Here is a 19,025-nt window from a genome sequence, read left to right as displayed (position 1 = left end):
CAGACGGTTTCATCAGGCTGCATTCACAGAGGATACGACGATGGGATTACTGATAAACGGCAGCTGGCACGATGAATGGTACGACACCTCCGGCGACGGCGAGTTTGTCCGGGAAGATGCCGGATTCCGCCACTGGATTACCCCGGATGGCAGCCCGGGTATCAGCGGCGCAGACGGTTTTGCGGCGGAAGACGGCCGTTATCATCTGTATGTATCCCTGGCCTGCCCGTGGGCACACCGCACACTGATTTTCAGGCACCTTAAGGGGCTTGAAGATCTGATCAGTGTATCCGTGGTCAGCCCGGACATGCAGGAACATGGCTGGACCTTCGATAAAGCCAGCGGCTCAGACGGTGACGCCCTGTACAACTCAGAGTACATGCATCAGATTTATACCCGGGCCAAAGCGGATTACACCGGCCGGGTAACGGTACCTGTACTGTGGGATAAACAGCGGGAAACCATCGTCAGCAATGAATCTTCAGAAATCATCCGCATGTTCAATTCTGCCTTTAATCACCTGACCGGCAATGAACTGGACTTCTTCCCACAGGACCTGCAAAGCGCAATTGAAACCGCTAATGAATGGGTTTACAGGGATATCAATAACGGTGTTTACCGGGCAGGTTTTGCCACCACCCAGGCGGCCTATGAACACAATGTGCTGGACCTGTTCAGTGCACTGGACCGGTTGGAAAACATACTCAGCGAGCAGCGTTATATCGCCGGAGACCGGATTACCGAAGCCGACTGGCGGGCGTTTACCACACTGCTGCGCTTCGATGCGGTCTACCACGGGCACTTCAAGTGTAACCTGCGTCAGCTGCGTGAATACCCGAATATCAGCGGCTATGTGCGTGAGCTGTATCAGCAGAGTAATGTGGCAGCGACCTGTAATTTCGAACACATTAAACGCCATTATTATTACAGCCACACGGGGATAAACCCGACCCGGGTTATTCCGTTGGGGCCGGTGCTGGACTTTGATCAGCCCCACGGCCGCGGATAAATTCCTCCGCCGGCTTTGCAACCTGAACTGATCACGTATACTGGCCTCTTTATGCAGCGGGCATGAGTTTAAAGAGGAGTACGGATGATGGACACGCAGGGAGCGTTACAGCACTATTTTGGTTTTGATCAGTTCCGCCCCGGGCAGCAGCAGACGGTCGATCAGCTGTTGCAGGGGCATTCCAGCCTGGCAATATTCCCCACCGGTTCCGGCAAATCACTGTGTTATCAGCTCAGTGCGCTACAACTGCCGCACCTGACGCTGGTGGTATCCCCCTTGCTGGCCCTGATGAAGGATCAGCTGGAGTTCCTGCACAGCAAAGGCATTCCCGCCGCCCGCATTGATTCGGGCATGACCTTTGAAGAAAACCGTCAGGTGATGGCGGATGCCCGCAGCGGCAAGCTGAAAATCCTCATGGTATCCGTTGAGCGTTTTAAGAATGAGCGTTTTCGCCAGTTCATCGCCGGCATTCCTCTGTCGATGCTGGTGGTGGACGAAGCCCACTGTATTTCCGAGTGGGGGCATAACTTCCGGCCGGACTATCTGAAACTGCCAGTATACTGTGAAACCCTGAATATCCCGCTGGTTCTGTTGCTGACAGCAACCGCCACCGAACAGGTTAAGGCAGATATGGCCGCCAAGTTTGCCATTCAGCCTGAACATATTGTGCAGACCGGTTTTTACCGGCCGAATCTGGATCTCAGTGTCTGGGCTGTCGCTGAGCAGCAGCGTAACGGCCGCCTGCTTGAGGCCCTGCAACAAGCACCTGCTGCGGCTGTTGTCTATGTAACCCTGCAGCAAACCGCTGAAAAAGTCGCTGAGTTCTTGCAGCAAAGTGGCCTGAATGCCGCCGCCTACCATGCAGGTTTTAAAGACGAGCAGCGCCAGCAGGTGCAGGATGACTTCATGGCCGGCCGGGTACAGGTGGTGGTCGCCACCATTGCCTTCGGCATGGGGGTGGATAAATCTGATATCCGCTGCGTGGTGCATTACGACCTGCCTAAATCCGTTGAAAACTACAGCCAGGAAATCGGCCGTGCTGGCCGTGATGGTGCGCCATCTAACTGCATCGCACTGGGGAATCTGGATGGTATCAATACCGTTGAGAACTTCGTTTATGGCGATACCCCAGAGCCGGAAGGCATTCGCTATGTACTGCAGGACATAGCAGACAATATAAACCCGGAAGGCAACTGGGAAGTGCAGCTGCTGGCGCTGTCGAACAGCAGTAACATTCGCCAGCTGACCCTGAAAACCCTGCTGGTACAGCTGGAACTGCTTGAGGTTATTCAGGCTAAATCCGTCTATTTCGCCGAATTTAAATACAAGTTCCTGCAGGATAAACAACAGATACTTAATCGCTTTGAAGGTGAACGGCGGGCGTTCCTGCAGGCTCTGTTTGCCCATACCCAGTTCAAGCGAGTCTGGGGTGAACTGGATATGCAGACCTTACTGCAAAGCTATGGTGGCGACCGGGACCGGGCGGTGAAGGCACTGGAATACCTCAGTGAGCAACAGTTAATTGAACTGCAGAGCCGGGGTGTGACGGAAGTCTTTGGGGTAAACCAACAGGCCCTGTTACAGCCACAGCTGGCGGATGAGCTGCAGCACTATTTTGCAGAAAAAGAGCAAAAGGAAATCGCCAGAATTGCCGCGCTGGTGGGGTTCTTCGAAGAAACCCGCTGCCTGAGCCATCAGCTGGCGGAGTACTTCGCCGATCACCAAGCCCCCACGCAGTGTGGCCACTGCTCCGTATGCCGGGGAGAGCCGGCCAAGCTGAGCCGTTCACGGCAAGTGAACTGGCCGGGAGAAGCTCAGTTAGCTGAATGGTTACAGGCGCTAGCGGATAAGCTTGCCGCAAACAGCCAGACGAATCAGGCTTTATCAGTCCCGCTGGCCTGCCGCTTTCTGGCGGGCATCAGCGTACCGGTGTGGACCAAGATTAAAGTACGGCAATTACCAGGTTATGCCAGTTGTGAAGATATGCGCTATGCAGAAATTGCTGAGCGGGTACAGGGTATTGTGGCTGAGATGCAGATGGGCTGAAGTGTTGGATTTATGGCGAGCAATAATAAACCCGGCGTGTGCCGGGGTTATTAGAGCTTACTGATGTTTAAAGTTTCTTTATTGGGTTCGGAAGTATGGTATCCAAGGCTATTTCAAGCAGAACCCGTTTAGGCTAGGGAATAAGTTAAACATCATCCGCCGTGGAAAAAGACGATGGCCATGCGTTTAACAAAGGCTGGAAACTGTTCATGATAACCTTTCCAGTCAGCATATTTTTCAAGTTTAATTTCATTAGGCAATGTACTGATTAAGCCGAATACTGCATGTGTTCCCTGGGTTTCGAATGCTTCTCGGATCGGGATTGCTACTGCATCTCTTAGATCTTTGAGCATCTGAAGATATTCAGTCATAGCCGGTAAACTATTGTTTGGCATATGTGCTTCGATAACATAGTTTGGCTTCCAGCTTTTTATCATTTCCAGGATTTGAATTACTCCTAGAAAATTTGTGTCTTGGCGTGTGTCAGCAAAAAAGAACTCGCGATCGTTGTACATATCTGCTGAAAAGGCCACTTTTACATCTGGTACCCAGTATATTGATGTAGCAACACCATCACCGGGAACAGTATGAAAAACCTCAACTATTTTTCCACCTAAATCCAGAGATATTGTATCTGAAAACTCAACATCAACTTCTGGAACTGGCATAACCATGGTTGTTGCAAAAATATCTTTACAGTTAACATGGCATACAACCCGAGCATTTTTAAAAACACCGGTACCACCAACATGGTCAAAATGTTCATGGCTAAGACCAACATAGGTCACCGGTAGATTAGTTATCTTGGCAATTTCTTTCTTAAGCTCTTGAGCGCGCTCTTTACTTGCCGTGTCCGTGACCAGAACACCTTCATTACCGATAACTATTAGGCTCGAGTAGAATCCTGCAAAATATTGATACACTCCATCAGCAACTTTGGTCATTTGTGGTGGTAATGGTTTGAATTCTTGCGCATGAAGTGTGCCTCCATTTATGAAAATAATCATCAATACAAGCCGTGCGAAAATATCTCTCATCATTATCTCCTTAACTGGTAATTGCATGAATTCTATAATTTTGGCAATGTATAAAAAATTCACATTTAAGTGATAATGTATATGTCTAAATTTAATATAATGGATGTGGATCTAAAGCTTCTTACGATCTTCAATGCAGTTTATGAGGAAGGCTCTATTTCCAAAGGGGCTAAGAGGCTAAGTTTAAGTCAGCCTGTAGTTAGTCATTCGTTGGACCGTTTACGCCTCGCTTTTAATGATCCGCTGTTTGTTCGTGCTGGACGAACAATTGTTCCAACTGAAAGAGCCAAAAATCTTGCTACAGATATTTGTGAACTGATTGATAAATTGTTAGGCCTTGCAGTGCCTGAAGTTATAGATTTAGCTGAAATTGACACTTTGTTTTGCCTTTCTGCTAATGATTTCGAGAGACAATTCTTTGCGCCCTATATTCTGGGGCGGATGTTAAACGAGGCACCAAATGCGAAATTACGCCTTGTATCAACAAAAGATAATTTTATTGAAGACCTTCGAACCCGCGAGTGTGATATTGTTCTTTCGCCCTTGACTCCGCCTGGTCATCTCGACATTTATAGTGTTCCTTTATTCGAAGATCATTCAATGTTCTTCTTTGATCCGTCAGAAATTACCGCGAGTGAAGTTTTGTCTAATTATCTAAATTTGGAACACGCTGTTGTTCGGTTTGGTATTCCTGAAACCCAGATTTCAGACAGGATTTATCAAGAGCTTGGTATAGATCGTAAAGTGAAGCTAGAAGTACCTAGCTTTGAGGCTTTGCCAGCTATGATGCGGGGTACATCTTTGGTGGCCACGTTACCATCCAGTTTGAAAAATAGTTTGTTTTCTGATTTTGGATCAGTGCCATTACCTTTTGATTTTCCTAAAGTTAAATTTAATATGATTTGGCATAAAACTACCCATTCTTCACCGGTACACCAGTGGTTTAGAGCTTTAATTAGCTCGGTGATAACTGCTTCTTCTGATAAGGCGTAATCCCGGTTGTTATCTGGTGGTATTGTCAGTTTAGTTTTGAGCTGAAAAACGGTATTGATTCACATCTTGTTTTTTTACATTTAGATACTGATTAAGAGATCACATAACGAGATTTACTTCTTTTTACATATTTGATTATTCAAATATTTGTATTACCCAAGAAAGAAGTGAGTATTGCATTAACTATACTCCTTTTTATAGATCCTTGATAAATTGCCTATTTGGCTTCAGTAGCCCCGGTTATTAGCCAAATGACAGGCAATAAAAAACCCGGCGTGTGCCGGGTTTTTTTGAGTTGTTTACTAAAGCTTTTGGCTTAGTAGTCGAACTTAGACGCAGAGTAGATTGCGAAAGCTTTTTCCCAGATCTCGCCAACTTCGCCGTTACCTACTGGCTTACCGTCCAATTTAGTAACAGGTGCGATTTCTTTAGAAGAGCTGGTGATCCACAGTTCGTCAGCGTTGCGAACTTCGTCCATTGTTACTGTACGTTCTTCGATCTTCAGGGAACCGTCAGCTTTGATGCTGTCGATGATGATGCGACGGGTGATACCCGGCAGAATCTGGTTGTCCTGAATCGGAGTGATGATCACGCCGTCTTTAACGATGAAAGCGTTGCAAGAGCTGCCTTCAGTCACTTCGTTGTTCGCGTTGTACAGCAGTGCTTCGTCGCTACCGGTAGAGTAGCCTTCCTGGAAGTGCATTACGTTGCCCAGCAGTGCAGTGGACTTAATGTGGCAACGCTGCCAGCGCAGGTCTTCGGTGCTTACCAGGCTGTACTGGGTAACTTTAGTGCGGTCAACCGGCTCAGGATCTTTGATCGCGAAGCAGAAGCAGAATACGGTTGGTTCAACACCTTCCGGATAAGGGTGGTAACGCTTAACGTCGGTACCGCGGGAAATGTGAACGTAAACGCCCAGGTTTTCACCGATGTCGCTGTTACGTGCAACCAGATCGTCCAGCAGTTCTTTCCAGCCTTCGATGGTGTTGCTGTTTTTGATCTCGATAGCCGCCAGGCCATCAGCCATACGGTTAAGATGAGGCATCAGACCTACTGACTTGCCGCCATAGTACGGGATAACTTCATAGATACCGTCACCAAACAGGAAACCACGGTCCAGTGGAGAAATGCGGGCTTCTGCCAGTGGCAGGTATTCACCGTTTAAGTACGCAATGCTCATTTTAACTTTTCCTCTCAAACTATAATTCTGTGGGGGCATATCCCCGCCGACCTTCCTGTGGGTAAGGTCTGCCAACGTCCTGACACGTTTTAAGGGTTACGCCTGGATAAACCTGGCAAAGGCAAGTACCAGCTAGCTATCAACCAGCTAAATTGCTCAAGCATTACGCGGTCCGGGACTCCTCACTGCCTCTCGGCAATCCGGGATCACTGTGCAATTGCGGCCTTAACAGGTTGCGTCAGACACTGACGCCTCCTAAGTGATTCTGTAGGCATGTGGTCGTGAGACGACGGGAAATGAACAGCTACAGATCAGGGCAGTGTTCGGCTTAGCTTGTGGCTGTATACCGAAGGCAAAGCTGCCATCATACTTTTTGAGTGCGCAGCAGTGTGTTTGAAAAACGGATTGCTTTCAATAGGTAAAAATATTTCAGAATATAATGCTGTCAGTGGGTGTTTTTTAGAATTTTATTCTGCTGCCTGAGCAAGTTTAGAGAAAACGCCTGTTGAAAATTCACTGATTTGCTGTCTGCTATCAGGCCGTCTGAATGCCATCCGTCATGATCTCCCGGCTACTGTTGGCAAGTAGCTGTGGCAGGATGCGATCGTCGTCTAACCGCCAGCTGCAATTAAAACTCAGAGCAGGGGCTGCCTGATCAATGTTCAGTTCAATCAGCTGTTGGTCGTCCAGCATCTGGCGCACAATTGGCTCGGGCATCAGGGCGACGCCGATTCCCTGTGCAACCATTGTCAGCAGGCTGGCCACCGAGCTGCAGGTATGAAATACCGGGGCATCTTCATAAAAAGGCTGAAATAGCTGTTGCAGGTAATCCCAGGGGCGGGTTTCCCGGGGGAAGCTGAGTACCGGATAGTTCACCAGATCAGCAACAGACTGGATGCTGGCGTCACCGATTAATCCGGGTGCCGCGACCCAGCACTGTGGATAGCTGCATAAGGGTTCGCTGACCAGTTCGGGAATGTCGTTCTGATCCGACACCATAAGGGCCAGATCCAGCTGGCAGTTTGTCAGCTGTTTGACCAGGGTGGGAGATACGTCACTGATCAGCTCGAATGACATCAGTGGGTACTGCGCCTGCCAGTGCCGCAACAGCGGTGACAGCCAAAGGTGTGCCAGGGTGTCGGCAATGCCGATACGCAGGTTACCTTTTTCCGGTGCGTCTTCACGAATCTGCTGCTTCATTTCCTGGCTGATGGCGATCAGCTTTTCTGCATAGGGCAGTAGCTGTACGCCCCGGGGGCTTAACCGGGTACCGCTTTTGTCACGGATAAACAGCTGGGCACCCAGTTCGTTTTCCAGCGCGGTAATCCGGGCCGAGATTGCTGGCTGGGTGGCGTGCAGATGCTGAGCTGCCGCATGGAAGCTGCCAAGCCGGGCAATTTTAACGAAGGTGTTCAGGTTGCGTATGCGCATGATTATCCAGTAAATCAGACAGATGACCGGCAGTATGCCATTATCATCAAATTGTTAGAAGCTAATCTGTCTGTAACTGATGTTGATTTGAGCGGGGTGTAAAGGAATGACCAGACTGACCATACGTGATGCAGAGCGAAAAGATGCCGGAATGATTTTGGGGTTTATCCGGGATCTGGCGCGTTACGAAAAGGCAGAGGGGTGTGTATTAACCGATGAGGCGCAACTGGCAGAAAGCCTGTTCGGTGACGGTGCAAATGCTGCGGGGATTATATGTCTGGCAGATGATCAGCCGATAGGATTCGCCGTGTATTTTTATAACTACTCGACCTGGCTGGGCAGAAAGGGATTATATCTGGAAGACTTGTATGTTACGCCTGAAGCCCGGGGAACCGGTGCCGGTAAGCTGTTGCTGAAACATTTAGGCAAGCTGGCAGTGGCTGAAGGCTGTGGCCGTTTTGAGTGGTCAGTCCTGGACTGGAATACCCCGGCAATTGATTTTTATGAATCCATCGGCGCGGTCGCTCAGAGTGAGTGGGTTGGTTACCGGCTGGAAGGAGAGGGGCTTAAGCGGTTTGCTGAAGCGCAATGAACGGTTTACCGCTCTGAAAGGGGCAAAGAACTGAAAAAGGCAGCGGATTAGCTGCCTTTTTTATGTTTGCTGATCCGTGGGATCAGTCTGTGGTGATGGTGTACTCGGCCACCGGGTGTTGTTTGCGCAGCACTCTATAGGCGCTCCGCAGTTCGCCGCGGTCCACGTAGCAACCGCGCAGGTGGCGTTCGCCGCTGCCGGCTTCAAATTCCGCACGGCCATGGGCAATCCGGTGGTTATCGAAGACGATACATTCACCGGCATTGAGGCGGAAGCGCATCAGATAGCGTTCGTCCTGCAGCATATGGCCGAAGGCGCGGAAAGCCGGGTAGAACGTATCCAGGGTGGCCTGTGGCAGATCGAATACATCGCTCAGGTGCTGGCTGTAGTTAATGCCGCTGACTTCACCGTTGTTCGGGTCGATTTCGATGATGGTCTGACGGGCGCGAACGTCCTGATGATCCGTGGTGTAACGGAACGGCACGCTGACGGTAGACAGCAGCTCAAAGTATTCCGGGTGCTGGTCACGCAGGGCGTTGGCAACACTGGTCGCATCCACAAACAGGCTGTCGCCACCTTCGGCATTATTTACCCGGCAGTGCAGGAACTGAATGCCTGGTGCCAGTTCTTCCGGCGGCAGGTCGGTGTGCAGTTCCAGCGCTTTGCTGGTGTACGCCAGGTTTTCCGGATTCTTCTTCGACTTAACATCGAAATGGTAGCCTGAGAATGAAGGACGCACGGTGCCGATCAGTTCGCAGGTTTCCTGCAGGCCCTGATTGCTGTCGGGCATGTCGGTGATCAGGGCAACGCCTTCGTCCAGCATGGCTTCCAGCCAGTCAGCAACTTTGGCCGGATTGCTCATCAGTTCCGGCTGACTGAAACGGGCCATATTCGGATAGTGTTCGGCGTACCAGGAGCGGCGGGCACGGATAGCGATATCACCATGGCCCTGACCTTGATGCCAGTTTGCCAGCCATTGCAGAGCGTAGCTACTCTGGTGACCGCATGGCCACTGTACCTGCAGGGTCTCCGCTTCAACGGTAGCGGTGAGGGGCTGCAGATTATCCGGCTCCGCCAGAATATCGAAGGTACGCTCCTGGGTTTCTTTGTCCCAGGACGTCTTACAGTTATCCCGCAGCCAGTAATAGTTGAAGTAGGCCTGCTCGCCCTGAATGTTAACTGTTAAACCATTTTGCTGCAGTTGAACCGCAGCGCTGCCCGGCATTTGAATATGCGTTTCAGCAGAGGTGTTAAGCATGACTGTATTCCGAAGTATTTTGTGGCGTTTTTGGCAAAGCATTGCCGGTTAGTTTTTTATATTATCACCGTAATGTAAAAGAGTGGTGTATAGTCTGTCAATGCCTAAAATAGTCGATCATCAACAACGCCGTGACGCCATTGCTAAAGCGGCCAGCAAAGTCATTGCCCACCGGGGACTGGAAGCAACCAAACTGACTGATATCGGTCGGGAAGCAGGGGTCACCACCGGGGCAATTCGCCATTATTTTGAAGACAAGGAAGCGGTGCTGATCGCCGCACTGGAATACGCTTATACCAGCAGTGTTGAACGCATGCTGATACAGGCTGAACAGCAGCCTTATCAGTTTGACCGGGTGTTACTGCAGGTCTTGCCTACGGACGCCGAAGGGCGGGGTATGGTATCTGCCTGGCTGATCTTCTGGGGGCGTTCGCTGACCGAACCGCGGCTGGCGGAACACCAGATTGGTGTACACAACCGCTGGATTGAACTGGTTCAGCAGCAACTGGCTATTCATTGTCAGCAGCACGGAATAGAGCTGACAGAACCGCCACTGGATGTTGCCGAGGCCTTGACGGCGCAGATCAATGGTCTGATGATTCGTACCCTGATCGCCCCGGACGACTGGTCGGCACTGCGCTTACATAAATTACTCAGTGATTATCTGCGCCAGTCGGGGTTAATGCCTTAGCTCTGGAAACAGGGCTCCCGTTGTGAGTGTTGTTAATCAATGAAGAAAGCCTCTGCCCGTGTTGGCCTGACGAACCCTAAATCCCCGACAAACGTGGGCGCTGTAATGCGTGCCGCCGGCTGTTTTGAAGCCGACGGGGTGTATTACACCGGTAGCCGTTATGACCGTGCTGCCCAGTTTCATACCGATACCAAGTCTGCCAGCCAGCGAATTCCGCTGACCGGCGTTGATTGCTTACTGGATGTATTACCGGAGCTGGATAACGATACGCAGCTGGTTTGTATCGATCTGGTGGAAGGTGCTACGTCGCTGGCAGAGTTTGAACATCCGGAAAAAGCCTTCTATATATTCGGACCGGAAGATGGCAGCCTGAGTCAGGCAGTCGTAGACCGGGCGGATGCCGCGGTTTATATTCCTACTGTCGGTTGCCTGAATCTGGCGGCCACTGTTAATGTCGTACTCTATGACCGGCAGGCAAAGCTTGGTGCGGCACAGTCCGGCGATGCGCTGATTCGCAGCAGCCGCGACCGCAATAACAGTGTGAGCTTTCAGGCCGGCTGATACTGCACAAAGGTTAAGTAACCTCCCTTCACGGGCACTGATCAATGGAACGAATATGACTGTAGCTGAGAACCGTGCCGCATGGCTTGAAACCGAATTAACCCGGGTAGACGGACAGTCTCCCCGCGATGGCGACCAGGCCCCTTTGGGTAAACATCTGAAAATGGCCGGCAATCCCTTTGTGTTTTTACGGGGCGCTGCGCAGTTGTTCTACGCGGATATTCAGGCCGGTTATCTGCAGCTGCCTGAAGCACTATATACCCTGCCGAAAACCCGCATCATGGGGGATTGTCATACCTCTAACTTTGGCTTTTTCACGGAAGAAGGTTCCCACGGGGACCGGGTCGTATTTGCCCCGAATGACTTTGATGATGCCTGTGTCGGGCACGCTGTCTGGGATATGGCCCGCTTTGCAGTGAGCCTGGTGTTATGTGCTGATTATTGCCGGGGCCTCTCGAAAGGGGAGTTTCCTCAGGTACCGGGTGAAAAGGATTATGCAGGTAAAGCCCGGGTGAAAGCAGATGCCGCTGAAAAGGCAATTCGCCGGTTTTTGGAAGGTTATCAGCAGCGCTGTGAGATGCTGATTGCCAGCCCGGATTATCATCAGCAGGTAGTTACCGATTTTCCGGACGATCATATCCTCAGTAAACCGTTCGCCAAAGCCCGGAACAGAGCGGCTGGCGGTGCGGATTTTTTTATCAAAAGTTCGCTGGCCAAGGCGGTGGATGTGGACGCTGCAACGCTGCGCTTCCGTGACCGGGCAGATAAGTTTCAGCGCTTAAGTGCAGAAACGTATCAGACGCTGGAACAGGCGTTCGCGCCGTATATGGATGATGCGGTGCTGAACATTGTTGCCCGTCTGGATGCGGGCACCGGCTCAGTCAATATGGGCCGTTATTACTTCCTGGTCGGCCCCGCGGATTATCAGGGGCAGCAGGATTTAAATCTGTGTCACATTGTTGAGGTGAAGCAGCAGCGTAAAGCCGCGCCGCTGTTTTACTTTGATGACCTTAGTCCGGTGAACCGCCTGAATCCTGCACATCTGACGCTGGAATGTCAGCGGCGGATGCAGCGTTTCCCGGATCTGGTATTGGATGAAGCGGAATATGAGGGACAGCACTGGCTGGTGAGTTCCCGCCATCATGCCAAGGTAGGGCTGGACCCGGAAAATGTCGCACTGGGCAAAAAGGCCCGTAAGGGCGGTTTTGAAGAATATGCTGAAACCTGTGGCCATGCACTGGCACTGGCCCATGGCCGGGGTGACCGGCGATCAGTACGTTTTGAGCAGGCGGTTGCCGATGTACTGCCGGCCAATACCGAAGCCTTTGTGCAGGCCTGTCTGCAATACGCACAACTGGTGCGGGAAGACTGGACGTTACTTAATCGGATGTTGGCCCGGGAGGTGTAAATGCTGGCAGAGAATTACCGCTTAATGGCTGAGTACAACCGCTGGATGAACAGCAAGCTGCTGGATGCCGCCGGGCAACTGACCCAGGCGGAGCTGAAACGGGACAGCGGCGCATTTTTTAATTCAATTCTGGGCACGTTTAACCATCTGATGGTGGGAGACATTATCTGGCTGCAGCGTTTTGCTGAGCATCCCGCCGGAGAGCCTTTACAGGGCGTCAGAGATATAAAACGGCCCGCAGCCCTGAGTCAGATGCTGCATGATAATCTTTCCTCACTGGCGCAACAGCGCCGCCAGCTGGACGTCATGATCTGTGAATTCTGCAAACAGCTGACCGATGAAGATCTGGCGCATGAGCTGGAATACAAAAATACCAAAGGGGTCGCTTTCAGCCGCCGCTTTGCGTACCTGATGCAGCACTTTTTCAATCATCAGACCCATCACCGGGGCCAGCTGAGCACGCTGTTCAGCCAGCGGGGTGTGGACATCGGTGAAACAGATTTGCTGGGTGTAATGCCCTGAGTTTTCATAACCGGGAATGACGGAGGTGATGCCGTGCAATACACAGGATCCTGCCACTGTGGCGATGTGAAGTTTGAATTTGAAGCACCAGCGATTAGCGGCGGTTTGCAGTGTAACTGTTCCATCTGCAGCCGAAAGGGCGCGATTATGTCGGACTTTGTGCTCACTGCGGATCAGTTAAAAATCACTGCAAAAGCTGATGCCCTGAGCCTGTATCAGTTCGGTACCATGGTTGGGAAACATTATTTCTGCAGCCGCTGTGGCATTTACCCCTTTCATGAAACCGTACGGGTGCCCGGTTCTTACCGGCTCAACCTTAACTGTGTTGACGGTGTTGATGCCCGCAGCCTGCCGCTGCAGATGTTCGACGGTAAATCCCTGTGACGGCACCGGAAGGCGTAACCGTTATTCAGGCAGGCCCTGAGGATGCTGAAGACGTCGCCCGGCTGGTCAGTGCGCTGTTGCTGGAACTTGAGCCGGGTGCAGAGGTTGAACTCAGTGGCATGAATCTGCCAGAGCTGGCGAAGGATTTACTGGCTGATCAGCTTATGTATGCGTTCTTTGCCCGCGTTGCCGGGGAGTTAGTAGGAGTTATTACGCTGCACCGCTGTGCTGCTTTGTATGCCGGCGGGGTGTTTGGTGAAGTTTCTGAGCTGTATGTTGTACCTGGCTACCGTTCGATGAAAATCGGCGAACAGTTGCTGGACAAAGCGATGGCCTTTGCAGCGGAGCAGGGTTGGCAACGGTTGGAAGTAGGTGCGCCGCCGCTGGCTGAATTTCCCCGGGCCCAGCAATTTTACGAAGCGAACGGGTTTATCTGTACCGGCCAGCGGTTACGCCGGCTGATATAAAAAAACCACCGCAGTGCGGTGGTTTTTTTATGGCGGGATGCTGGTTTAACCGAGGTTAAACACGCTGGTGAGTTTCTGCTGACGTTCGGCAAGGCCGGACAGGGCTTCACTGCCCCGGGCGGTTTGCTGAGCATCGTGTGCACCCTGTTCAGCCATGTCGGCGATGCGCTGTACGCTGGCGGAAATCTCCTGGCTGACCGATGTCTGCTCTTCGGCAGCTACCGCGATATGCTCTGACATATTACGGATCTCAGATAGCTGGCCGACCATGTTCTCCAGAGAGTGTCTGGCCTGTTCGGTCTGATCAACACTGGACTGGGCTTCCTGACGACTGCTTTCCATAATGGTGACGGCTTCTTTTGCCCGGGTTTGCAGCTTGTCGATCATCGCCTGAATATCTTCGGTGGAGTCCTTGGTGCGGCTGGCCAGGCTACGAACTTCATCCGCCACTACCGCAAAGCCGCGGCCCTGTTCGCCGGCACGGGCGGCTTCGATGGCAGCGTTCAGCGCCAGCAGGTTGGTCTGGCCGGCAATGCCGTCAATCACTTCAAGGATCTGGCCGATGTTGGCGGAGTCTTCATTAAGCTGAGTAATAACCGCTGAGGCACGGTCAATCTCATTAGCCAGGCCGTTAACCACGGTAATGTTTTGCTGCATCAGGGCACGGTTTTCACCGGCGGTCTGGTCAATGGCAGTAACCTGCTGCTGAGCCTGTTCTGCGCTCTGGGCCACTTCTTCAGCGGCGGCAGACATCTGGTGAATTGCAGTCGCCACCTGAGTAGTGTGCTGGTTCTGCTCATCCATCAGTTGATTAGTACGGTCACTGATGGTGGCAGCTTCCCGGGCGGATTCACTGATTTCACCGGAGGCGCTCTGAATGTCCCGGATAATGCTTTCCTGTTTGCTGGCCAGATCATTCACCCACTGAGACAGCTGACCGAATTCATCTTTGCTGGTGATGCTCAGGCGCTGGCTGAGGTCACCGTCGGCAATGGTTTTCAGGATCGACATCACCCGGCTCAGCGGTGTACGGATGTTATGGCTTACCCAGATGGCAATGATGATGGCGATGATCACAGATGCAGCACTGATAATGATGCTGGCGGTCTGGCTCAGACTGACGGTTTCACGGGCATCCAGTGTGGCGGCATCCGCAAGGGCCTGCGAATCAGCCCGCAGTTGGTTAACGGTGTCGTTGGTGCTGTTGATGGTGGCAGAGATCTGCTCCAGCAAGGCGGTGATCTGCAGTTTCAGTTCAACCCGTCGTTTGTGAACCTGAACAACCCCGTCCGGTGCAGTTGTGGCCTGCTGAATAATGGCCAGGGTTTCCAGCAGACTGTCGGCGGTTCCGCTACCGGAGGCTTTCAGCTTTTCCAGTCGGTCCTGCATGGCTTTCAGCCCGTAACCGGTGATATTGAATGAGCTTTCCAGCGGTTTGATAACGCTCAGGTCTTCGCTTTTTAACAGCCGGCCGATGTCGCTGGTGACCGTTTGCAGGTTGCTGGTAAGAATCGGGCCGGCGTTCCGCTCAGCCAGATTTTCACCGTATTCTGTCAGGTCGTTGATATCCACGGTGAAGAACTTCAGTTCGTCCAGCAGGTCACTTTCCAGCTGTTTAACTTCAGCGCCCAGTAACAGGTACTGACGGTGGCTGCTCATGGCCTGTTGTGAACTGTTAAAGAATTCACTGGCCTGCGGGTCGATGACACTGATTGCTTCACTGACCTGCTGATACTGTTTACCCAGATTCAGCAGGGCTTCCCGCTGGGTGTTATAGCTGGCCTGTTGTGTGTTCAGGGCGCTTTCCTGAGCGCTCAGGGTCTCTTCATTCTGGCTGCTCATGAATTGCATCAGAGCTTTGTTGGCGGATAGCAGGGCTACCGCGATATCAGCACTGTGGGTGGCAATGGGGGCAATTTCACCGGTGGTGCGCTGAAACTGAGTATCAACGGCGTCAAGACTACGGTATGAGGTGGTGCTGATGACCAGCAGCAACAGAACAAGCAGCGCAAATCCGCCACCGATACGGTGGGTAACAGAGAGGTGCATAACAGCTCCTTAAAGCTTTTTATTGTTATGGGTGCAGGCACTGCTTCTTGTGAAAACACCGGCCTGTACGCAATCCATTGTTATGACGTTCCCTGTAATATTTACCGCTTTAGTATAAGGTTGTTAAATGATCATTTAATTAAAATAACCTCGCACTTTGGGTTTTGATTGCCCAATCTGGGTTTTTTGGTCGTGAATGGGCATGAAGTCATGCCCGGTGTCGGCTGCGGTTAATCGGAAATTGCAGCCGGTTGGCGCTCATATGCGCTGACCAGTGCTTTAATTTCCGGCAGACACGAGCCGCAGTTACTGCCACATTTAAGCTTGCCGGTTAACTCTTCAGTGCTGGTACAACCCTGCGCCAGGGCTTCCTGAATGCAGTTTTCCCCCACCTGGAAACAGCTGCACAGAATTTTACCTTTGGGCTTTTCCGGGGTTGCGGGTCTGCCCGCCAGCAGCATCTGCCGTTCCTGTCCGGATTTTTGAGCTGTTGCCAGTTGCTGTTCAAGCCACTGATGATTGATACCCGGAGGGGTAGGGGCTGTAATAAAAACCACCCGGGGATAATCATCGCTGAAGCTGGCCAGGCGAAAGTGTTCTCCGTTGGCTGAGCTGACCGTGATCCGGTCGCTGTTAACAGACATGTTTTGTTCCAGCCAGCGGCTCCAGTCCTGTGGTTGTTGTGAACCGGCCAGCATATAGCGGTAGCCATGTTCGCAGGGGATTTTGCTCCAGTACTCGCAGGGCAGCTGTTCCGGTTCCTGACTGCATATCAGGGTGCCATACCAGGCGGCATCGAAAGGTTCGATGCTGACCGCTGCTTGTTTCAGTTCAGGTTGCCCGGAAAGAGGGTCGCTATACGCAGGAAACAGGCTGCAGACGCTGGCCTGAGCGGCATACTGCCGGTTCCAGTGAATGGGCATGAATGCCTGTCCCGGTTGCTGATCATCATTCAGGTCTACTTTGACAATACAGTGGCCATAGCGGTTACTGATGACTGCCAGTGAACGGTAACCCAGTTCAAGTGTGGCTGCATCGTCCGGGTGCAGGCTGATGAAAGGTTCGTCCGTGTGGGTCAGCAGTTGCGGGGCTTTGGCGGTCCGGGTCATGGTGTGCCACTGATCGCGGATCCGGCCAGTATTCAGCAGAAAAGGGAATTCTGCGGATACGCTGGCCTGTGGCATTTGTGGCGTGATGCTGATCAGCCGCGCACGTTGACTGGCGGTAACAAAGCGGCCGCCGGTAAGCAGGCGCTTATTGTTGTCAGATAAGTTGTTTTCACAGGCGGCTTCGTCTGTCATGACGGGCCATTGGCGGGGGCTTAAGCTGTCGTACTCAGATTGACTCAGGCCAGCCAGTCCGCTGATGTTAAACAGCCGGTATTTTTCACTGGCAGCGTTTCTGAAACCGGACAGGGTCGCATGTTCACTGAATATTTCAGCCTGACTGCCAAAGCTGAAAGCGTCTGCGAAGCCCAGCCTGCAGGCGACATCACAGATAATCTGCCAGTCGTGGCGGGCCTGTTCCGGCGGAGTTAAAAACTGGCGTTGGCGGGAGATTGTCCGTTCTGAGTTGGTGACTGTGCCATCTTTTTCACCCCAGCCGGTGGCGGGCAGCAGCACGTTTGCGTAAACACCGGTATCGGTGTGTTCTATGCAGTCTGAGACGACGACCATCGGGCAGTTTTGCAGGGCTTCTTTGATCAGGTTGTTATCCGGCATGCTGACCGCCGGGTTGGTGCCCATTATCCAGATGGCTTTTATATCTCCCCGATGGACTGCACTGAACATGTCGATTGCCTTAAGGCCTTCCCGGCGGGCAATGTTGCCGGTTTGCCAGAAGTCAGCCACCAGCTGAATTGCATCCGCATCAGAAAAATCAATGTGGGCGGCCAACTGATTGGCCAGCCCGCCGACTTCTCTGCCGCCCATGGCGTTGGGCTGTCCGGTTACCGAAAAAGGTGTCGCGCCGGGTTTACCAATTTTGCCCGTGGCCAGGTGGCAGTTAATGATGCTGTTTGCTTTATCCACACCGCTGCTGGACTGGTTAATGCCCTGGGAAAACAGGCTGACACAACGGGGAGTATCAGCAAACAGACGATAAACCTGTTGTAAACGTGCTTCTGTCACGCCGCATTGTTTTGCAGTAGCGGCCAGGCTGGGAGCAGAGAGCATTGCCTGCTGCAGGCAGCTTTCAAATCCTTCTGTATGGTTGCTGATGTAGGCCTCATCGAGGGCGTCAGTACGTGCCAGGTAGGCCAGCAGGCTGTTGAAGAGGAAGCTGTCTGAGCCCGGTGTAATCGCCAGATGAATGTCAGCAATGTCGCAGGTAGCGGTTTTGCGGGGATCAATCACCACCACGGTCATGTCCGGACGGGCTTTTTTGGCCGCGACGATTCGCTGGTAGAGCACCGGATGTGTCCAGGCGGTGTTTGCACCGGTAATCAGCAGGAGGTTGGTTTGTTCAAGGTCTTCATAGCAGCCGGGCACGATGTCGGCACCGAAAGCCCGTTTGTGAGCGGTAACCGCTGAGGCCATACACAGTCGTGAATTGGTATCTATGTTGGCAGAACCGATAAAGCCTTTCATCAGTTTGTTTGCGACGTAGTAGTCTTCGGTGAGTAACTGGCCGGACAGGTAAAAAGCAACCGCGTCCGGGCCGTGCTCTTCGATAATCTGCCGGAACTGGCCGGCGACAAATTCTGTCGCTGTGTTCCAGTCGGTATTCTGTCCGTTGATTTGCGGTGTCAGCAGGCGGCCCCGGTGATCCAGAGTGTCTGCCAGACTGGCACCCTTTACACAGAGCCTGCCCCGGTTGGCCGGATGATCCTGGCTGCCACTGACCGACACCAGCGGAATTGAGTCGTCGCCGGGTAACGGGTCGTAGCTGGTGGCTGTCACACCGCAGCCGACGCCACAGTAGGGGCAGGTGGTTTCAGTCTGGCGCGGCTGGCGGGCACAGTTCATGGGTGTCTCCTGAGTATCAATGGGGGGGATCCTGCGTGGGGCTGTTGTGGCGGATTACTGGCCGGGGGGCGGCTACTTCAACCTGACCGTTGCGGATCCGGGCCGGCCAGCTGCGGATGTTGTGTTGCGCTTCGCTCAGGCAACGTCCGGTGCGTAAACAAAAGTGCTGTTTATATAACGGAGAGGCGACCACCAGTTCGTCACCGTGGGCAGCGATCAGCCCCCGGGACAGGACATTGGCTTTACCGATGGGGTCATAGTTATCCAGTGCATACACGGCGTTTTCGTCCGGCAGGTAGAAAATGGCTACCTGCTGTTGCCGGATTAGGGCGCAGATGCCGGCATTGCCTACCAGTTCGGAGGCAGGGCATATGCTGTGCCAGTCCTGTGCGACTGCTTGCTGGGTAACGGGAGAGGATTGTTGAGACATG

Annotated in this window: 17 protein-coding genes; 10 read left to right on the top strand and 7 right to left on the bottom strand. The window is 52.4% G+C overall.

Annotation, left to right across the window (positions count from 1 at the left end):
• Window positions 1-40 precede the first annotated feature (40 nt).
• Together JYB63_RS13940 and JYB63_RS13935 are read left to right on the top strand one after the other, a co-directional pair.
• Window positions 41-1,009: a glutathione S-transferase family protein gene (locus JYB63_RS13940; protein WP_205658503.1), complete on the top strand. Its 969-nt coding sequence runs from the start codon at window positions 41-43 to the stop codon at window positions 1,007-1,009.
• A gap of 84 nt (window positions 1,010-1,093) precedes the next feature.
• Window positions 1,094-3,055: a RecQ family ATP-dependent DNA helicase gene (locus tag JYB63_RS13935; RefSeq protein WP_336510887.1), complete on the top strand. Its 1,962-nt coding sequence runs from the start codon at window positions 1,094-1,096 to the stop codon at window positions 3,053-3,055.
• Between the two features lie 152 nt (window positions 3,056-3,207).
• Here the strand turns inward: JYB63_RS13935 and JYB63_RS13930 are convergent, their stop codons facing one another.
• On the bottom strand, window positions 3,208-4,095 hold the full coding sequence (locus JYB63_RS13930; protein WP_205658502.1) for an MBL fold metallo-hydrolase: 888 nt from the start codon (window positions 4,093-4,095) through the stop codon (window positions 3,208-3,210).
• A gap of 78 nt (window positions 4,096-4,173) precedes the next feature.
• Here JYB63_RS13930 and JYB63_RS13925 point away from each other — a divergent pair, with 78 nt between their 5' ends.
• Window positions 4,174-5,085 carry a LysR family transcriptional regulator gene (locus JYB63_RS13925; protein ID WP_205658501.1) on the top strand — a complete coding sequence of 304 codons (912 nt, stop codon included), beginning with the start codon at window positions 4,174-4,176 and terminating at the stop codon, window positions 5,083-5,085.
• 316 nt (window positions 5,086-5,401) lie between these two features.
• Here JYB63_RS13925 and JYB63_RS13920 read toward each other — a convergent pair whose 3' ends face one another.
• Window positions 5,402-6,265: an aminotransferase class IV gene (locus JYB63_RS13920; protein WP_205658500.1), complete on the bottom strand. Its 864-nt coding sequence runs from the start codon at window positions 6,263-6,265 to the stop codon at window positions 5,402-5,404.
• 534 nt (window positions 6,266-6,799) lie between these two features.
• Complete coding sequence (locus tag JYB63_RS13915; RefSeq protein ID WP_205658499.1) at window positions 6,800-7,696, bottom strand: LysR family transcriptional regulator; 897 nt, start codon at window positions 7,694-7,696, stop codon at window positions 6,800-6,802.
• 106 nt (window positions 7,697-7,802) lie between these two features.
• On the opposite strand from JYB63_RS13915, the gene JYB63_RS13910 reads away from it, so the two are divergent.
• The gene (locus JYB63_RS13910; RefSeq protein WP_205658498.1) at window positions 7,803-8,288 is read left to right on the top strand and encodes a GNAT family N-acetyltransferase; all 486 of its coding nucleotides are present in this window, start codon (window positions 7,803-7,805) and stop codon (window positions 8,286-8,288) included.
• 82 nt (window positions 8,289-8,370) lie between these two features.
• Here JYB63_RS13910 and JYB63_RS13905 read toward each other — a convergent pair whose 3' ends face one another.
• On the bottom strand, window positions 8,371-9,546 hold the full coding sequence (locus tag JYB63_RS13905; protein ID WP_205658497.1) for a TauD/TfdA family dioxygenase: 1,176 nt from the start codon (window positions 9,544-9,546) through the stop codon (window positions 8,371-8,373).
• A 100-nt stretch (window positions 9,547-9,646) separates the two neighbouring features.
• On the opposite strand from JYB63_RS13905, the gene JYB63_RS13900 reads away from it, so the two are divergent.
• The 6 genes from JYB63_RS13900 to JYB63_RS23390 are packed head-to-tail and all read left to right on the top strand — an operon-like array spanning window position 9,647 to window position 13,579.
• Window positions 9,647-10,237, top strand: a complete 591-nt coding sequence (locus JYB63_RS13900) for a TetR/AcrR family transcriptional regulator (protein WP_205658496.1) — start codon at window positions 9,647-9,649, stop codon at window positions 10,235-10,237.
• A gap of 39 nt (window positions 10,238-10,276) precedes the next feature.
• Entirely contained in the window at window positions 10,277-10,798 is a 522-nt protein-coding gene (locus JYB63_RS13895; RefSeq protein WP_205658495.1) for an RNA methyltransferase, read from the top strand.
• Window positions 10,799-10,853: 55 nt separating this feature from the next.
• Window positions 10,854-12,206: a DUF2252 family protein gene (locus JYB63_RS13890; RefSeq protein ID WP_205658494.1), complete on the top strand. Its 1,353-nt coding sequence runs from the start codon at window positions 10,854-10,856 to the stop codon at window positions 12,204-12,206.
• Window positions 12,207-12,728, top strand: coding sequence for a DinB family protein (locus tag JYB63_RS13885; RefSeq protein ID WP_205658493.1), 522 nt, complete (start codon window positions 12,207-12,209; stop codon window positions 12,726-12,728).
• Window positions 12,729-12,761: 33 nt separating this feature from the next.
• Window positions 12,762-13,112 carry a GFA family protein gene (locus JYB63_RS13880; RefSeq protein WP_205658492.1) on the top strand — a complete coding sequence of 117 codons (351 nt, stop codon included), beginning with the start codon at window positions 12,762-12,764 and terminating at the stop codon, window positions 13,110-13,112.
• Complete coding sequence (locus JYB63_RS23390) at window positions 13,109-13,579, top strand: GNAT family N-acetyltransferase (protein WP_205658491.1); 471 nt, start codon at window positions 13,109-13,111, stop codon at window positions 13,577-13,579. The genes JYB63_RS13880 and JYB63_RS23390 overlap by 4 nt, the downstream gene beginning before the upstream one ends.
• Before the next feature lie 45 nt (window positions 13,580-13,624).
• On the opposite strand, the gene JYB63_RS13870 is transcribed toward JYB63_RS23390, so the two are convergent.
• From JYB63_RS13870 to nirD, 3 genes are all read right to left on the bottom strand, one after another.
• Window positions 13,625-15,628: a methyl-accepting chemotaxis protein gene (locus tag JYB63_RS13870; RefSeq protein WP_205658490.1), complete on the bottom strand. Its 2,004-nt coding sequence runs from the start codon at window positions 15,626-15,628 to the stop codon at window positions 13,625-13,627.
• A 230-nt stretch (window positions 15,629-15,858) separates the two neighbouring features.
• Complete coding sequence (locus JYB63_RS13865; RefSeq protein ID WP_205658489.1) at window positions 15,859-18,594, bottom strand: nitrate reductase; 2,736 nt, start codon at window positions 18,592-18,594, stop codon at window positions 15,859-15,861.
• Window positions 18,595-18,610: 16 nt separating this feature from the next.
• Entirely contained in the window at window positions 18,611-19,024 is a 414-nt protein-coding gene (gene nirD / locus JYB63_RS13860; RefSeq protein WP_205658488.1) for a nitrite reductase small subunit NirD, read from the bottom strand.
• Between the last annotated feature and the right edge of the window lies 1 nt (window position 19,025).

This window comes from Aliamphritea spongicola, from assembly GCF_017051665.1.
GTDB classification, from domain to species: Bacteria; Pseudomonadota; Gammaproteobacteria; order Pseudomonadales; family Balneatricaceae; genus Amphritea; species Amphritea spongicola.
This window is presented reverse-complemented; position numbering and strand designations above follow the sequence as displayed.

Excerpts from the sequence above, each read along its gene's own strand:
- JYB63_RS13920 (WP_205658500.1), bottom strand. The coding sequence starts at position 6,265 with ATGAGCATTGCGTACTTAAACGGTGAATACCTGCCACTGGCAGAAGCC.
- JYB63_RS13905 (WP_205658497.1), bottom strand. The coding sequence starts at position 9,546 with ATGCTTAACACCTCTGCTGAAACGCATATTCAAATGCCGGGCAGCGCT.
- JYB63_RS13910 (WP_205658498.1), top strand. The coding sequence starts at position 7,803 with ATGACCAGACTGACCATACGTGATGCAGAGCGAAAAGATGCCGGAATG.
- JYB63_RS13935 (WP_336510887.1), top strand. The coding sequence starts at position 1,094 with ATGATGGACACGCAGGGAGCGTTACAGCACTATTTTGGTTTTGATCAG.
- JYB63_RS13915 (WP_205658499.1), bottom strand. The coding sequence starts at position 7,696 with ATGCGCATACGCAACCTGAACACCTTCGTTAAAATTGCCCGGCTTGGC.
- JYB63_RS13865 (WP_205658489.1), bottom strand. The coding sequence starts at position 18,594 with ATGAACTGTGCCCGCCAGCCGCGCCAGACTGAAACCACCTGCCCCTAC.
- JYB63_RS13895 (WP_205658495.1), top strand. The coding sequence starts at position 10,277 with ATGAAGAAAGCCTCTGCCCGTGTTGGCCTGACGAACCCTAAATCCCCG.
- JYB63_RS13930 (WP_205658502.1), bottom strand. The coding sequence starts at position 4,095 with ATGATGAGAGATATTTTCGCACGGCTTGTATTGATGATTATTTTCATA.
- JYB63_RS13940 (WP_205658503.1), top strand. The coding sequence starts at position 41 with ATGGGATTACTGATAAACGGCAGCTGGCACGATGAATGGTACGACACC.
- nirD (WP_205658488.1), bottom strand. The coding sequence starts at position 19,024 with ATGTCTCAACAATCCTCTCCCGTTACCCAGCAAGCAGTCGCACAGGAC.
- JYB63_RS13885 (WP_205658493.1), top strand. The coding sequence starts at position 12,207 with ATGCTGGCAGAGAATTACCGCTTAATGGCTGAGTACAACCGCTGGATG.
- JYB63_RS13925 (WP_205658501.1), top strand. The coding sequence starts at position 4,174 with ATGTCTAAATTTAATATAATGGATGTGGATCTAAAGCTTCTTACGATC.
- JYB63_RS13870 (WP_205658490.1), bottom strand. The coding sequence starts at position 15,628 with ATGCACCTCTCTGTTACCCACCGTATCGGTGGCGGATTTGCGCTGCTT.
- JYB63_RS13890 (WP_205658494.1), top strand. The coding sequence starts at position 10,854 with ATGACTGTAGCTGAGAACCGTGCCGCATGGCTTGAAACCGAATTAACC.
- JYB63_RS13900 (WP_205658496.1), top strand. The coding sequence starts at position 9,647 with ATGCCTAAAATAGTCGATCATCAACAACGCCGTGACGCCATTGCTAAA.